We start from the raw sequence: 13,214 nt of genomic DNA on the forward strand, positions 1-13,214 counted from the left end.
GCGGCCTACTTCAGGAAGTCGGGGATGTCGAGATCCTCGTCGTCGTCTCCGTCGAAGGCGGGATCGTTGAGCTGCGCCTCGACGGGCGGGTTCGAGAGCACCTCGCCGAACTGGCCCGAGGCGTTCGCGTCGGTGTCGCCGCGGTTGGCGTTGAAGCCCTTGAAGCCGAGCCCCGTGGCCTCACCGCTCGCGACGGCGGTCGCGGTGGCGGTGGCCTGCGCGGGCACGTCGTCGATGCCCTCGACGTGGCTGCCGCGGCGCCCGCGCTCGGGTGCGCTGACCTGGGGCGAGGGATCCGAGTCGAAGCCGGCCGCGATGACCGTGACGCGCACCTCGTCGCCGAGCGTGTCGTCGATGACGGTTCCGAAGATGATGTTGGCCTCGGGGTGCACGACGTCCTGCACGAGCGTCGAGGCCTCGTAGATCTCGCTGAGCGCGAGGTTCGAGGATCCCTGGATGGACAGCAGCACGCCGTGAGCGCCCTCGACCGAGGCCTCGAGCAGCGGGGAGGCGACCGCGAGCTCGGCGGCCTTGATCGCGCGGTCCGCGCCTCGCGCGGAGCCGATGCCCATGAGCGCGGCGCCCGCGCCCTGCATGACCGACTTCACATCGGCGAAGTCGAGGTTGATGAGGCCCGGGGTCGTGATGAGGTCGGTGATGCCCGAGACGCCCGCGAGCAGCACCTGATCGGCGGCGGCGAAGGCCTCGATCATGCTGATGCCGGGCTCGCTGATGTCGAGGAGGCGGTCGTTGGGCACGACGATGAGGGTGTCGACGGCCTCGCGCAGCGTGTTCACGCCGGTGTCGGCCTGGGCCGCGCGGCGCTTGCCCTCGAAACTGAAGGGACGGGTGACGACGCCGATGGTCAGCGCGCCGATCGACTTCGCGATGCGTGCGACGACGGGAGCGGCGCCCGTGCCGGTGCCGCCGCCCTCGCCCGCGGTCACGAAGACCATGTCGGCGCCCGCGAGCGCCTCCTCGATCTCCTCAGCGTGATCCTCGGCGGCGCGGCGGCCGACCTCGGGATCGGCGCCGGCACCGAGGCCGCGGGTGAGCTCGCGGCCGACGTCGAGCTTGACATCGGCGTCGCTGAGCAGCAGTGCCTGCGCATCGGTATTGACGGCGATGAACTCGACGCCGCGCAGTCCGAGCTCGATCATGCGGTTGACGGCGTTGACGCCGCCGCCGCCCACGCCCACCACCTTGATGACCGCGAGGTAGTTCTGGTTCGCTGACACGTGGTTCCTCCACCCCTAAACTCTCAACTTCTACTTGAAGTTAAAAGTTAGTATCGCCGTATACGTTTCTTCCTGCCGACCAAACTATGGGGCAAGGCGCGGGCCGTGCCGCAGACACGCCGAAACCCGCGGCGAACTTTTCTCGCACGGCGGGATCACCGGAAGACGGGCGCCTCCGTCGACGAGACGTCGATGTAGCTCACGGGCGTGCCGATGGCGGCGAGCGACGCCGACATGGAGTTCAGCACCAGCGCCTTGCGAGCGGTGTTCTCGGAGCCTCCCCACATCACCTCGACGCCGTTCGCCAGGGTGAGCGTCACGTCTTCGCCGCCGTTCGCCGTCACCGACACGACCTGCGCACGGAGTTCGGCCGGCATGTCGCGCAGGGCGAGCGCGGCCGAATGGAAGGCCTCGGAGTCGAGGTCGGTGATGCGCCCGCTCGCGAGCGGCGCGCCGGCGGGAGGCTCGGCAGCGCTGCCGACGAGCACGCCGGCGGCGTCGTACTGCTTGAACGCCCCGCCGGACTCGATCGACAGCACGGGTACCCGCTCCACGATCCGCACGAGCAGGGTGTCCGGCGGGATCCGCTCGACGCCGTAGCGCTGGATCAGCGGGAACGGTTCGAGGGCGGCGCGCACCTGCCCCTCGTCGACGAGCGCGAGGGGCGTGCCCTCGAATCGGGCGAGCGCGCGTTCCACGTCGGCCGTCGCGACCGTCGTAGCGCCCGAGATCTCGATCTTCCGCACCGCCATGACCGGGGTGAACACACCCACCACCACGAAGAGCGCCAGCGCGAGCACGGCGCTTCCGGCCACGATCCAGATCCGCCTGCGCCGCCTCCCGGCGAAGGAGAACCGGCGGCTCTCCCTGCGCTCCCGCTGCCTGAGCCGCTTCTCGGCCTCTCGCACGCGCTTCTCCGCCGCGCGCACGGGGTCGACCGCACGCGAAACCGCGAGCAGACCCGCGCGGCGCTCGCGCACCTCGCTCAGGTCGACCGTCGGAGCGAGGGGGCTCGAGACCTCGGCCCCAGATCCCTCATCGCGCGCGCCCGATCCCTCCGCGGCGCGTGCACCGGGGGCGTCGGGTGTCTCCGATGCCGACCGGCCCGATTGCGCCGCCCGCGCAGGCTCGGGCCGCTGGGGTTCCGGCCGCTCCGGTCGCCCGTCGAATCCGCTGGGTCGCTTCATCGAGCCCGTCGCCTCACGAGGCCTGCGGCTCGAAGCGTGCGCGCAGCGCCGATACGAGCTGCGGGATGATCTGGTAGACCGTTCCGCAGCTCATCGTCACGAAGAGGTCGCCCGGGCGCGCGATCTCGGCCAGGTAGTCGGCCGCATCCTGCCACTCGGGGCGGTAGGCGACCCGCGAGGGATCGGAGAAGTCGTCGGCGACGAGCGCGCCGGTGACCCCCTCCACGGGGTCCTCCCGCGCGCCATCGACCGCGAGCACGACCGTGTGGTCGGCGCCCGCCTCGAGCGCATCGGCGAACTCGCGGTGGAACAGGCGCGTGCGGCTGAAGAGGTGGGGCTGGTGGATCGCGATGACCCGCCCCTCTCCCGCCGCAGCGCGCGCGGATGCGAGGAGGGCGGCGACCTCAGTCGGGTGGTGCGCGTAATCGTCGTAGACGCGCACTCCCCCGACCTCCGCGTGGAACTCGAAGCGGCGCTTGGTGCCGCCGAACTCCGCGATCGCGGCGAGCGAGCGCTCGGGGTCGAAGCCGAGTCCGGTGAGCACGGCGAAGGCTCCCACCGCGTTGACCGCGTTGTGGCGCCCGAACACGCCGAGCTGCGCCGCGAAGCGCTTCCCGTCGACCTCGACCTCGAACCGCACCGGCCCGGAGTCGTCGACCGAGACGATGCGCACGTCGGCGTCCTCCGCCTCTCCGAAGGTGCGGATCGTCGCCGGTACGCCGCCGATCGTCTCGGCGATGCGCAGGTCGGTGAGCACCTCCCGCGCTCCCGGGTCGTCCGCGGAGATCACGATCTGCTCGCTCGCGGCGAGCGCGAAATCGACGAAGGCCCGCATGAAGTTCTCGCGCGAACCGTAGAAGTCGAGGTGCTCGGGGTCGACGTTCGTGATGAGCGCGACCGCCGTGTCGTAGATGAGGAACGACTTGTCGCTCTCATCGGCCTCGATCACGAACAGCTCATCATCGCCCGCGCCCGAGGAGGTGCCGAGCGATTCGATGATGCCGCCGTTCACGAACGAGGGATCGGCGCCGAGCCCCGTGAGGCCCGTCACGATCATGCCCGTCGACGTCGTCTTGCCGTGGGCGCCCGCGACCGAGACGAGGCGCCGGCCCCGCGTCAGCCAGGCGAGGGCCTGCGATCGGTGCAGCACGGGGATGCCGTGGGCGAGTGCGTACTGGTACTCGGGATTGTCCTGCCACAGCGCACCGGTCACGACGAGCGTGTCGGCGTCGCCGACGTTCGCGGCGTCGTGACCCACCGCCACGGGGATTCCGAGCTCCTCGAGCGCCTTCGTCGAGTAGTTCGAACCGCGATCGGACCCCGTGACCGTCACCCCTGCGCCGTGCAGCATGCGGGCGATGCCGCTCATGCCGGAGCCGCCGATCCCTACGAAGTGCACGCGCCCGAGCTCGTCGGGGATCTCGAGCTCCAGATCGGGGTAGATCATTCGTCCTCCTTGCGCCGCGATAGACACTCCAGGGTACCGCTCTCGGCTCGGGGCTCGCCGTGCGCCGCACGGGCGAGGGATCACGGAGCCTCGCGCACCCGCTCCCGCTCCGGCCGGGGCACGAGCGGCACCGCCGCGAGCGGCGCGGCGGCCGCGATCGCGAGAGCCGCCGGCACGCCGAGCGCACCGATCAGCGCTCCGACCACCGGCCCGACGGCCGCCGCCGCGAGGAACTGCCCGGTGTTCTGGATGCCGAGGGCCCGCCCGGCCCACCCGGGGCCCGCGATCTCGGCGACCGCGGTGAAGGCGAGCCCGTTGTCGGCGACGCTCACGCAGCTCGCGACGAGATAGGCCGCTGCGGCGGGCACGCCCCAACCGGCCCAGCCGAACGCGGCGGCGAGCGCGAGCACCGCCACACCGGCCACCGCGATCCGCCGCAGCGGGCGCAGCCGGGATCCCTCGCGGTCGCTCCACACGCCGACGGCGATGCGCCCTGCCGCCCCCGCGAACTGGGAGGCCGCGACGAGGGATCCGGCCGCCAGCGCGCTCCATCCGAAACCGACCGTGAACCAGACGAGCCCGAAGGTCGACAGTGCGAACTGCGGCACGACGAGCAGCACCGACACCGCGTGGATGCGGACGAGCGTGCTCGAGGCGCGGTACGGGTTGCCCGTAGCTGCGACGGCCGCCCGCGAGGGCCTGGCCGGGTCGCGCACGACGATCGCACAGACCGCGAGGCTCGCGGCGGCGAGCGCGCCGCCCAGCCAGAGCGCGGCCCCGATCCCTCCCGCGGCTGCGAGCGGCGGCACCGCGAGCGCGGCGACCGCCATGCCGAGGGGCTGGCAGGTCTGCCTGATGCCCATCGCGAGACCGCGCCGCTCCGCCGGGAACCAGCCCGTGATGAGGCGCCCGCTCGCACTGTTCGTGCAGGCCGACAGCGCGCCGCTCGCGACGAGCGCGAGGCCGAGCGCCGCGAAGCCGTGCACCGCGGTCGACGCGGCGACGGCGAGCACGGTGAGTGCGAGGCCGACCAGGATCACGCGCCGTTCGCCGAAGCGGTCGGTGGCCGCGCCCCACACCACGAGGGAGAGCACGAGACCCAGGTTCGGGGCTCCGGCGAGCAGGCCGGCGGCGGCGAGGCTCAGTCCCTCCTGCTCGTGCAGGTGAGGGATCAAGAAGGCCGGCGTCGCGGCGACGACGGTCGTCGCGGCCTGGGCCGCGACCATCGCGGCCAGCATCAGCCACAGGCGGATGGGAACGGACATGAGGGTGGTCTCCGGTCTACGGGTTCGATGACCGGCATGGCGACGGCGCCGCTGACAGGGCGCCGGTCGGCTCACACCCTGCCGCGGCTCCGAAGCAGGAGGTTCCGTGGCATAGAGACGATGCTACCGCACGCGGACCATCGCAGTCGCCGACCCGCGTTCGCTGCGACGGCGCACGGATCAGGCGTCGAGGGCCTCGCGCACCAGATCGAGCAGCCGTTCGGTGCCGTCGAGGGATCCGGCCGAGCGTGCCCGCGCGCTCATGTCGGCGAGCCGGGCGTCATCGCCCAGCAGCGGCAGCAGCGTGCCGTGCACCCACTCGGGGGTGAGCTCGCCGTCCTCGACGAGCAGCGCGCCTCCCGCCTGCACATCGGCGGCCGCGTTGAAGCGCTGCTCGCCGTTGCCGTGGCTGTAGGGCACGAAGACGGCCGGGATGCCGAGACCCGCGATCTCGCTCACCGTCGTCGAGCCCGCGCGCGAGACGACCAGGTCGCAGGCGGCGAAGGCGAGGTCCATGCGGTCGCAGTACGGGATCACCGTGTAGCCGTCGACACCGGGATCCTCGACCTCGGTGAGACCGCCCCACACGTGCAGCACCTGCGCGCCCGAGGCGACGATCTCGGCTGCGGAGCCGGAGATGCCGCGGTTGATCGCGCGCGCCCCGAGGGATCCCCCGGTCACGAGCAGCGTGCGCCGCTCGGGGTCCAGCCCGAAGTGCTCGCGGGACTCCGCGCGCAGAGCCTCGCGGTCGAGCCCCGTGATCTCGGGTCGCAGCGGCATACCGGTGACCCGGGCGCCGCGAATCGGGGTACCGGGGAAGGTCACCGCGACGTACGGGGTCGACCGTGCGCCCAGCTTGTTCGCCATGCCGGGCTTCGCGTTGGCCTCGTGGATGACGACGGGCACACCCTCCTTCGCTCCTGCGCGGTAGGCCGGCGCCGAGGCGTAGCCGCCGAAGCCGACCACGACGTCGACGCCGCGCTCGCGGATGAGGGATCGCGTCTGCCGCACCGCGCGGGCGAAGCGGGCCGGGAAGCGCAGCGCTGCGAGGTTCGGGCGGCGCGGGAAGGGCAGGCGCTCGATGGTCACGAGTTCGTAGCCGCGCTCGGGCACGAGCCTCGCCTCGAGCCCCTCGCGCGTACCGAGCACGACGATGCCGGCTTCGGGCTCCTGCTCCCGGATCAGGTCTGCGAGCGCCAGGAGCGGGTTCACGTGGCCGGCGGTTCCGCCGCCGGCGAGCAGGTAGGTGGTCATGTCGGGTCCCTTCAGGCGCCCGCGGCGCCGATCTCCTCCTGGTACCGCGTCGCGTCGCGCGCGATCGAGATGACGACCCCGATCGCGACGAGGCACGCGATGAGCGCGGTGCCGCCAGCGCTGATGAGCGGCAGCGGCACGCCCAGCACCGGCAGGATGCCGATGACGACGCCGATGTTCACGAACGCCTGGCCGATGATCCAGACGAGCACACCGCCGACCACGGCCCTGCCGAAGCGATCCCTCGCCCGCGAGATCACCCGCAGCATCAGCACCGCCAGCACCACGAACAGCACGATCACGAGCAGCGCGCCGATGAGGCCGAGCTCCTCGCCGATGATCGCGAAGATGTAGTCGTTGTCGGCGGCGGGCAGCCACGACCACTTCGCCTTCGACCCGCCGAGGCCGACGCCGAAGAGACCGCCGCCCGCGAGCGCCCAGAGGCCGTGGAGCGGCTGCCAGCCGAGTCCGCTGTAGTCCTCGTTGCCGCCCGCGTGGCCGAAGAGCCGGTTCAGGCGGTTCTGGCTCGTGACGACGAAGAAGAACACGGCGAGCAGACCGCCGAGCGCGACCACGCCGAGCGTCTTCCAGCTGATCCCGCCGAAGTACATGGCCCCGATGACCAGGGCGGCCATGATCATGGTCGTGCCGAGGTCGCGACCGAGCAGCACGAGGCCGAGCACCACCACGGCCCCGGGCACGATCACCGGAACGATCTCGTGGCGCATCTGTCCGAGCAGCGACTCCTTCTTCCACAGCACCGCGCCGATCCACACGACGAGCGCGAGCTTCAACGCCTCGGACGGCTGGGCGCCGATGCCGCCGATCTGGATCCAGTTGCGGTTGCCGTACACCTCGACGCCGAGCGGGGTGAACACGAGCAGCTGCAGGAAGATGCCGATCGCGAGCAGCACCCAGGCCCATCTCTTCCAGAAGGAGATGGGCATGGCGGCCGCGATGAGCATGAGAGGGATGCCGATGACCGCGAACGTGGCCTGGCGCCAGAAGCCGCCGAAGAAGCCCTGATCGTCGAGGTACGAGGTGATCGACGACGACGAGAGCACCATGATCAGGCCGAAGCCCACCAGCAGCAGCGTGATCGCGTAGAGGCCCACGACCGTGCGGTCGGAGGAGGCCCCGGGCAGACCGCCGAGACGGATCCTGGCCTGGCCCGGAGCGCGCCCCGAGGGCTCGTTCGAATCGGGCGCCACACCGCTCACCCCAGTTCGCGCACGGCCGCCTGGAACTGGCGGCCTCGATCCGGATAGTCCCTGAACTGGTCCATGGAGGCGGCCGCAGGCGCGAGCAGCACGGTGTCGCCCGGCTGCGCGAGCGATGCCGCGGCGCGCACGGCCTCGGTCATCACGAGGCCCGCCGCCCCCTCGGGCACGTCCTCACGCTCCTCCGACCGCGGCACGACCTCGACGCGCGGAACATCGGTTGCTTCGCGCTCGAGCGCCGCGAGCACCTCCGCCCGCTCGGCGCCGATCACGACGACACCGCGCAGGCGGCGCGCGTGCTCGCGCACGAGCTCGCCGATGTCGACGCCCTTCAGCAGGCCCCCGACGATCCAGACGACGTTCTGCATCGCGCGGAGCGACGCATCGGCCGCGTGCGCGTTGGTCGCCTTCGAATCGTCGATGTACTCGACCCCGCCGACCGCGCCGAGCCGCTGGGCACGGTGCCGGTCGGGCTGGAAGCTCAGCACCGCCTGCGCGATCTCGCCGGGCTCGACGCCCCGCGATCGAGCCAGCGCACTCGCCGCGAGCACGTTCTGCACCATGTGCGGCGCCGCGATGCCGCGATCCGCGAGCTCGGCCACGGTGACCAGCTCGTATGCCTCCGTGTGCCGCTCGGCGTGGAAGCCCCGGTCGACCAGGATGCCCTCGACCACGCCGAAGCCGCTCGGCGGTGGCGAGTCGAGGCCGAAGCTGACGGCCCTCGCCCCCTCGATCACGTCGGCCTCCTCGACCATGCGCTCGGTCTCGAGGTCGGCGCGGTTGTAGACGCACGCCACCTGGGTGTGCTCGTACACCTTCGCCTTCGCGGCCCAGTACGCCTCGGCGCCCCCGTGCCAGTCGAGGTGGTCGTCGGCGAAGTTCAGGCAGGCGCTCGCGTACGGCGAGACGGCGCCGACGCCCGTGCCGAGCCGCTCGAGCTGGAAGCTCGACAGCTCGACCACGATCACGTCGTAGCCCTGCGGGTCGCGCAGGGCGTCGAGGATGGGTACGCCGATGTTGCCCGCGGGCACCGCACGGAGCCCTCCTGCGAGGAGCATGTGCGCGGTCAGCTGCGTGGTCGTCGTCTTGCCGTTGGTGCCGGTGATGCAGATCCAGTCGGCGATGCGCTCCGTCTTGTCGCGCAGCCGCCAGCCGAGCTCGATGTCGCCCCACACGGGGATCCCGCGCTCCGCTGCCCACGAGGTGAGCGGGTGATCCGGCCGGTAACCGGGAGAGACGACGACGAGATCCGGGCCGAAGGCCGCGAGATCGCCGAGCTGCTCCGGATTCGACGGCGCGCAGAAGCGCTCGGCGCCGATGACGTCGAGCAGGCGCTCGCGATCGACGTCGGGGGAGCCGTAGATGACGCGCACCCGCGAACCGAGCTCCACGAGCGTGTCGGCCACCGAGAAACCGGTCACCCCGAGGCCGAGCACCGCGACGCGCAGCCCGCTCCAGTCGTCGTGCCAGCTGCCGAGCGCGAGCACCCGATCCCTCGTTCCGTTCATGCCGTCCCCCGTCACTGCTGCAGCAGCCATTCGCCGTAGAAGGCGCCGACGCCCACGATCACGAAGAAGCCGGCGACCAGCCAGAACCGCACCACGACCGTGACCTCGTGCCACCCCTTCAACTCGAAGTGGTGGTGGATCGGGCTCATCAGGAAGATCCGCTTTCCCTTCGTCACCTTGAAGTAGAGGCGCTGCAGGATCACCGACCCGGTCTCGATGATGAAGAGGCCGCCGATCAGCAGGAGCAGCAGCTCCGTGCGGGTGAGGATCGCGAGCGCCGCGATCGCACCGCCGATCGCCATCGACCCGGTGTCGCCCATGAAGACCTGGGCCGGATTCGTGTTCCACCACAGGAAGCCCGCGAGACCGCCGAGGAACGCGGCCGAGACCACGGCGAGGTCCATCGGATCCCGCACCACGTAGCATCCGGGCTCACCCGCGGTCGTGGCGCAGCTCTGCGCCGACTGCCAGAAGCCCATCACCAGGTAGGCGCCGAACGCGAAGATCGCCGCGCCCGCCGCGAGGCCGTCGAGACCGTCGGTCACGTTCACCGCGTTGGTCGTGGACGTGACGATCAGCACGACCCAGAGCACGATGAGGGCAGTGCCGACGACGGCGCCGGCCGCCATGAAGTCGAAGGGCAGGTCGCGGAAGACAGAGATGCGGGTCGAGACCGGCGTGACGCCGGCGTCGTTCGCGAAGCGGAGACCGAGCAGCGCGAAGGCGACCGCGATGGCCACCTGACCGACGATCTTGGCCCAGCCGTTGAGACCCGCGGAGTTCTGCAGCCGCGCCTTCATGAAGTCGTCGACGAAGCCGACGAGGCCCGCCCCGAGCGCCATCAGGATCACGAGCAGGGCCGAGGGGCTCGGCGTCTCGCCCATCACGAACTTGCCCGCGAAATAGGCGAGGATCGACCCCGACAGGAAGATCAGCCCGCCCATCGTCGGCGTGCCGCGCTTGACCTCGTGCTCCTTCGGACCGTCGACGCGGATCGGCTGCCCCCAGCGGAGCCGGTTGAACACGCGCACGAAGACGGGGGTCAGCAGCAGCGAGTAGAGCAGCGAGAGACCGCCCGCGATGAGAAGGGCGATCACGCGAAGGCCTCCCCCAGTCGGTCCCCGAGGAAGCGGAGCCCCGCGGAGTTCGAGGACTTCACGAGCACCGTGTCATCGGGTCGCAGGGTGCGCATCAGGTAGTCGTAGGCCTCGTCCTGCGTCTCGAAGAAGACGCTCTCGCCGTCCCAGGATCCCTCGTTGATCGCGCTGATGTGCAGCTGCCTGGCCTCCTTGCCGACCACGACCAGCTCAGAGATGCGCAGACGCACGGCCTGCAGGCCGATGCGGATGTGCTCCTCGACCGAGTACTCCCCGAGCTCGCTCATCGCCCCCAGCACCGCGACCGAGCGGCCCTGAGGTTTCCGGATCTGCGCGAGCGTGCGCAGACCGGCGCTCATCGAGTCGGGGCTCGCGTTGTAGGCGTCGTTCACGATCGTCACGCCGTCGCGGCCGCCCATGACCTCCATGCGCCAGCGCGCGGCGCGCGTCTGCCGTTGCAGCACGTCGACGACCTCTGCGAGCGGGAGTCCCAGCTCGAGCGCGACGGACGTCGCGGCGAGGGCGTTCATGACGTGGTGCTCGCCGAGCACCGGGAAGTGCACGGGCAGCGACTCGCCGCCGGCGTGGATCGTGAAGCGGGTGCCGTCGGCGCCGGCGTCGATGTCGCTCGCGCGCACCTCGGCCTCGGGATGGAGACCGAACCATCGCACCCGCGCCCGGGTCATCTCCGCCATGCGCGAGACGTAGGGATCGTCGCGATTGAGCACTGCGAGGGCGGTCTCGGGGAGATCCCTCACCATCTCGCTCTTGGTGCGGAAGGTCGTCTCGATGCCCCCGAATTCGCCCGCGTGGGCGAGGCCCACGGTGAGCACGACGCCGATGTGCGGCGGAGCCATAGCGGTGAGCCTCGCGATCTCGCCCTCGGCGCTCGCCCCCATCTCGGCGACGAGCGTCTCGGTCGTGTCGCGCACCCGCAGCATCGTGAGCGGCCCGCCGACCTCGTTGTTGAACGACTTCTCGGAGGCGACCGTCTCGCCGAGGCGCTCCGCCATCCCGGCGACGAGGTTCTTCGTCGTGGTCTTGCCGTTCGAACCGGTGATGCCGACGATCGTGAGCCCGCCGCGCGCGCGCACGCGGCGCACGACCTCGGTCGCGAGCGCACCGAGCGCCTCGGTGGCCTCGGGCACGACGATCTGCGGCACGTCGCCCGCAGCTTCGAGCTCGCGCTCGACACTGAGTTCATGCTCGTCGAGCTCGCGCTCGACGACGAGCAGCGCGGCCCCCGCCTCGACGGCTTTACCGGCGAACAGGTGGCCGTCGGTCTCCTCGCCGCGCCTGGCGAAGAAGATCTGACCGGGGCGCACCTCGCGCGAATCGGTCTGCGCCTCCCCCGAGATGACGGTGTCGGGGCCGGCTCCGCCGCTCCCCGCGACCAGACGGCCTCCGACGGCCTCGGCGATCTCCGCGAGTGTGAGTTCGATCACTTGAGCAGTCCTGCCTCGCGGAGCGCGCCGCGTACTTCGTCTCGCGCCGAATAGGGGATGTGCTGCCCGGCGACTTCCTGGTAGTCCTCGTGTCCGGGACCGGCATACAGGATAACGTCATCGGGGCCGGCGAGCGAAACAGCGAGCCGCACGGCGGCGCGCGGATCCCCCTCCTCGATGATTTCGGCGCGCCCGGCGGTGCGCGCGCCTGCGATGAGCTGCGCGCGGATCTTCTCCGGCGGTTCCGAGCGCGGGTGGTAATCGCACACGATCAGCACGTCGGAGCCCGCGGCCGCGACGCGTCCCATCTCCTCGCGCTTCGTGGTGTCGCGGTCGCCGTCGGCACCGAAGAGGAAGATGATGCGCCCGGGCGCGACCTCGCCGAGCGCGTCGAGCATGGCCTCGAACGCGCCGGGCGTGTGCCCGTAGTCGACGTAGAAGCGCGGCCCGACTCCCGGCTCGGAGACGAGCTCGAGGCGCCCCGGGATGTACACGGGGATGCGGCCGTTCTCGAGACCTGCCGCGACGCGATCCAGTTGGATCCCCGCCTCGTGCAGCATGATCAGCGCGAGGGCGGCGTTCTCCGCCATGAAGCGCCCGAACAGCGGCACGCTGCCGCGGAAGTGGGCGCCTTCCGGTCCCTGCAGCACGAATGACACGCCGTCGATGCTCTGCCGCGTGACCGCGAGGTGCCAGTCGGCGTCCTGCCCGTACTCGGTGGCGAGGCGCGTGACCGGGATCCGCGATTCGCGGGCGATCCGCTGCCCGTAGGGGCCGTCGACCACGACGACGCCCCGCTCGGCGTGCTCGGGCGAGAACAGCGCCAGCTTCGCGGCGAAGTAGCTCTCCATGTCGCCGAAGTCGTCGAGGTGATCCTGGGAGAAGTTGTTGAAGGCCACGACGTCGAAGCGCACGCCGTCGATGCGGTGGCGCTCGACCGCGTGCGCGGAGACCTCGAGCGCGATGCCGTCGACCCGCTTCTCCGCCATGCGCGCGAGCAGACCGTGCAGCACGGGCGCCTCGGGGCTCGTGAGGTCGGAGACGATGACCTCGTCACCGATGCGTCGCTCCGCCGTGGAGCTGAGGCCCGGGGTGAACCCGGCGGCCCGCAGCAGCTCGGCGAGCAGGTAGACGACGCTCGTCTTGCCGTTGGTGCCGGTGATCCCGAAAGTCTTGGCCGACAGGTGCTCGCTGCCGTAGACGGCGGCGGCCACGGCGCCCGCGATCCCTCGCGGATGCTCATCGGTGACGAGCACCGGGATGCCCGCCCCGGCCGCCCCGGCCAGCTCCGCGCCCTCGGCGTCCGTGAGCACGGCGACGGCGCCGCGCTCGGCGGCCTGAGCCGCGAACTCGGCGCCGTGGCGGCGCGCACCCGGCACGCCGATGTACAGATCGCCCGGCCGCACATCGCGCGAGTCGATCGTCACCCCGGTCGCGTCGAGCCCGTCGAGCGCGGCCTCCGCGCGCAGGCCGAAGCGCTCCGCGAGCGGCGCGAGCGGCGCCTGGCGCGGGTTCCTGGGGCGAATGCTCAGCGCATCTCCGGTGGTCAAGTT

At 71.4% G+C, this 13,214-nt stretch carries 10 protein-coding genes; all 10 read right to left on the minus strand.

The genetic code is table 11. From position 1 onward, the window contains the following. Window positions 1-5 precede the first annotated feature (5 nt). The 10 genes from ftsZ to J4H91_RS07895 all read right to left on the minus strand — a co-directional run bounded on the left by ftsZ (window position 6) and on the right by J4H91_RS07895 (window position 13,211). On the minus strand, window positions 6-1,238 hold the full coding sequence (ftsZ, locus tag J4H91_RS07850; RefSeq protein ID WP_208045709.1) for a cell division protein FtsZ: 1,233 nt from the start codon (window positions 1,236-1,238) through the stop codon (window positions 6-8). A gap of 155 nt (window positions 1,239-1,393) precedes the next feature. Beyond that, window positions 1,394-2,425 (minus strand): cell division protein FtsQ/DivIB, encoded by a 1,032-nt coding sequence (locus J4H91_RS07855; protein WP_208045710.1) that lies wholly within the window; start codon window positions 2,423-2,425, stop codon window positions 1,394-1,396. A gap of 13 nt (window positions 2,426-2,438) precedes the next feature. Then, window positions 2,439-3,872 (minus strand): UDP-N-acetylmuramate--L-alanine ligase, encoded by a 1,434-nt coding sequence (gene murC, locus J4H91_RS07860; RefSeq protein ID WP_208045711.1) that lies wholly within the window; start codon window positions 3,870-3,872, stop codon window positions 2,439-2,441. Between the two features lie 80 nt (window positions 3,873-3,952). Further along, window positions 3,953-5,137, minus strand: a complete 1,185-nt coding sequence (locus J4H91_RS07865) for an MFS transporter (RefSeq protein WP_208045712.1) — start codon at window positions 5,135-5,137, stop codon at window positions 3,953-3,955. Window positions 5,138-5,317: 180 nt separating this feature from the next. Then, on the minus strand, window positions 5,318-6,391 hold the full coding sequence (locus J4H91_RS07870; protein ID WP_208045713.1) for a UDP-N-acetylglucosamine--N-acetylmuramyl-(pentapeptide) pyrophosphoryl-undecaprenol N-acetylglucosamine transferase: 1,074 nt from the start codon (window positions 6,389-6,391) through the stop codon (window positions 5,318-5,320). Between the two features lie 11 nt (window positions 6,392-6,402). Continuing rightward, window positions 6,403-7,611, minus strand: a complete 1,209-nt coding sequence (ftsW, locus tag J4H91_RS07875; RefSeq protein WP_208045714.1) for a putative lipid II flippase FtsW — start codon at window positions 7,609-7,611, stop codon at window positions 6,403-6,405. Then, window positions 7,608-9,149, minus strand: coding sequence for a UDP-N-acetylmuramoyl-L-alanine--D-glutamate ligase (gene murD, locus J4H91_RS07880; protein WP_243752762.1), 1,542 nt, complete (start codon window positions 9,147-9,149; stop codon window positions 7,608-7,610). Before murD ends, ftsW begins: the two co-directional genes overlap by 4 nt. Further along, the gene (mraY, locus tag J4H91_RS07885; RefSeq protein ID WP_208045715.1) at window positions 9,131-10,216 is read right to left on the minus strand and encodes a phospho-N-acetylmuramoyl-pentapeptide-transferase; all 1,086 of its coding nucleotides are present in this window, start codon (window positions 10,214-10,216) and stop codon (window positions 9,131-9,133) included. Before mraY ends, murD begins: the two co-directional genes overlap by 19 nt. Beyond that, window positions 10,213-11,661, minus strand: a complete 1,449-nt coding sequence (locus J4H91_RS07890) for a UDP-N-acetylmuramoyl-tripeptide--D-alanyl-D-alanine ligase (RefSeq protein WP_208045716.1) — start codon at window positions 11,659-11,661, stop codon at window positions 10,213-10,215. The genes mraY and J4H91_RS07890 overlap by 4 nt, the downstream gene beginning before the upstream one ends. After that, window positions 11,658-13,211 carry a Mur ligase family protein gene (locus tag J4H91_RS07895; protein WP_243752763.1) on the minus strand — a complete coding sequence of 518 codons (1,554 nt, stop codon included), beginning with the start codon at window positions 13,209-13,211 and terminating at the stop codon, window positions 11,658-11,660. The genes J4H91_RS07890 and J4H91_RS07895 overlap by 4 nt, the downstream gene beginning before the upstream one ends. Between the last annotated feature and the right edge of the window lie 3 nt (window positions 13,212-13,214).

Origin of the sequence: Leucobacter ruminantium, assembly GCF_017565705.1 — a bacterium.
Lineage (GTDB): Bacteria > Actinomycetota > Actinomycetes > Actinomycetales > Microbacteriaceae > Leucobacter > Leucobacter ruminantium.

Coding starts and splice junctions, on each gene's coding strand:
- murD (WP_243752762.1), bottom strand. CDS start 9,149: ATGGCTGCTGCAGCAGTGACGGGGGACGGCATGAACGGAACGAGGGAT.
- J4H91_RS07865 (WP_208045712.1), bottom strand. CDS start 5,137: ATGTCCGTTCCCATCCGCCTGTGGCTGATGCTGGCCGCGATGGTCGCG.
- J4H91_RS07855 (WP_208045710.1), bottom strand. CDS start 2,425: ATGAAGCGACCCAGCGGATTCGACGGGCGACCGGAGCGGCCGGAACCC.
- murC (WP_208045711.1), bottom strand. CDS start 3,872: ATGATCTACCCCGATCTGGAGCTCGAGATCCCCGACGAGCTCGGGCGC.
- J4H91_RS07870 (WP_208045713.1), bottom strand. CDS start 6,391: ATGACCACCTACCTGCTCGCCGGCGGCGGAACCGCCGGCCACGTGAAC.